This window comes from Paracoccus sp. S4493, assembly GCF_000967735.1.
Lineage (GTDB): Bacteria > Pseudomonadota > Alphaproteobacteria > Rhodobacterales > Rhodobacteraceae > Paracoccus > Paracoccus marcusii.
Genome location: NZ_JXYF01000419.1, coordinates 1 through 1,083, shown reverse-complemented (window position 1 = coordinate 1,083; position 1,083 = coordinate 1). Strand labels below are relative to the sequence as shown.

Sequence of the window (1,083 nt, the reverse complement as noted above, 5' to 3'; positions counted from 1 at the left end):
TCCCGGCCTTGGTGTAGCCAAAGCCGTTTCCGGATGGATCGCCCTTCCAGGCCCCCCGCGCAGCTGAGACAGCGGCATCCACCAGATCGAATGTATGGTTCGACATGGGCCTCAACCGCACGCTGCGGGACGCGGAGTGTTGTGGGCGGTCGGACTTGTGCGGGTTCGTGTGAAAAAAAACGGTCAGCGCCCCTGCAACCAGCCCGTGCTGGCGCAGCTTCTCGGCCGCCCTTGTGGCATGCGCGGTGATGGCCTGGGCCAGCGTGTCGAAACTGGTCATGGGCGTGCCCGCAGAGCGGGTGACGGCCATACCCTTGCGCTGTGGGGGCACGTCCTCAAAATCAATGCACGACAGCCCGCGCAGCTCGGCCACCAGGCGTTCAAGGACAACCGTGCCGATCTTGCGGCTTAGGGCCAGAGGCAGATCCCGCAAGTCGGCGGCAGACTTGATCCCCTGGGCCTTCAGCTTGGCCTCGGTCGCGGACCCGACGCCCCAGATTTCTCCGACAGGAATGCGACGCATTACATAGTCCCGCACGTCCTCGTTCATGAGATTGCAGACCCCGGAAAAGATCGGGTTCTTCTTGGCGGCGTAATTCGCCAGCTTGGCAAGCGTCTTGGTGGGCGCGATGCCGACACATGTTGGGATGCCGGTTTCGGTTCTGACCGCATCCCGCATTTGGGCCGCATGGGTTTCCATGCGATCTTTGAACCCGCTCAATTGGACGAACGATTCATCAATTGAATAATTCTCAATGCGCGGGGAATAGTTTTGCAAGACTGCTGAGACGCGTCTCGAAAAATCTCCATACAGGGTATAATTGCTTGAAAGACAGCGGATACCATGCCGCTCTATAACATCCCGCATCTTGAATACAGGTGCGCCCATTTTAATAAACTGTTTCGCTTCGCTGTTACGTGGAATAACCAGCCGACGACTCGCTTTCTTTCTGGTAATATTCCAGTGCGGAGGTGTCCAATGTCTGAGCAGACGACAACCCACGCAAACATTCATGTCGGCGCCTGGATCGCCCTGCAGAAAGATCTGGGCAAGGCCCCTAACCCCACATTCCCCAAGTAAAT

Annotated in this window: 1 protein-coding gene; it reads right to left on the bottom strand. The window is 57.9% G+C overall.

Features of this window, described 5'->3' with window-relative positions; genetic code table 11:
• Positions 1–1,003: Y-family DNA polymerase (locus TW83_RS18180; RefSeq protein ID WP_239441423.1), on the bottom strand; the 1,003-nt coding region annotated here is incomplete at its 3' end.
• Positions 1,004–1,083: the final 80 nt, after the last annotated feature.